At 53.4% G+C, this 751-nt stretch carries 1 protein-coding gene; it reads right to left on the bottom strand.

Annotation, left to right across the window (positions count from 1 at the left end):
• Nucleotides 1–12: 12 nt before the first annotated feature.
• A complete protein-coding gene (locus ACGF63_RS22975; protein ID WP_387633396.1) occupies nt 13–618 on the bottom strand; it encodes a recombinase family protein in 606 nt (201 codons plus the stop codon).
• Nucleotides 619–751: the final 133 nt, after the last annotated feature.

Below are 751 nucleotides of genomic sequence, written 5' to 3'. Positions count from 1 at the left end.
CGAAATGACACCCTAAGCGTTAGCTCTGTGTCGTTGCACGATGTCAGCGACGGTATTCTTGCTGATACCGAGCTCGCGTGCGATCCAGAGATAGCTGCGTCCCTCGGCTCTCATCGCAACCACCTTAGGCAAAAGTCGGTCTGATTTTGGTCGCTCTCCGGCCTGACGACCAAGCTTCTTACCACGTGCCTTCACAACAGCAAGGCCAGACTTTACCCGCTCGCTGATAAGATCTCGCTCGAACTCCGCAATGCCAGAAAGAAACGTCGCCAGCATTCGTCCATACGGCGACGAAAGATCGAACGCCATTCCATTCATGGCGATGACGGAAACCTTCCAGTTCTCCAGTTCACGTAGCGTATTGAGCAGGTCAAGCGTCGAGCGCCCCCACCGGGAAAGCTCAGTGACCAGGATCGCATCGATTTGCCTGGACTGGGCAAGCGCCAGGATTTTCTTTCGCTCGGCCCGGTCGAGCTTCGTTCCTGAGCCTGTTTCCTTAAATATTCCCACCACGTCGTAGCCGGCACGGCCGGCGAATGCACGCAGATCAAATTCTTGCCGTTCACAAGACTGATCTGCTGTTGAAACCCGGCAGTAAATGGCGGCACGATGTCCCAATTGACCCCCCCTGGATTTTTGTATTGGAACGCCCTGATTTATATGGGCTGGCTGTTGTCCAAAATAGACTATACTTCAACAGGGACAAATTTGTATGTCACGACGCCATATTTTCACCGAACGACAGCGAGTA

It is taken from the genome of Photorhabdus sp. RM322S, assembly GCF_042879395.1.
Classification (GTDB): domain Bacteria; phylum Pseudomonadota; class Gammaproteobacteria; order Enterobacterales; family Enterobacteriaceae; genus Photorhabdus; species Photorhabdus khanii.
Note: the sequence above shows the minus strand (reverse complement) of the source record. Positions and strands in the feature narration are given on the sequence as shown.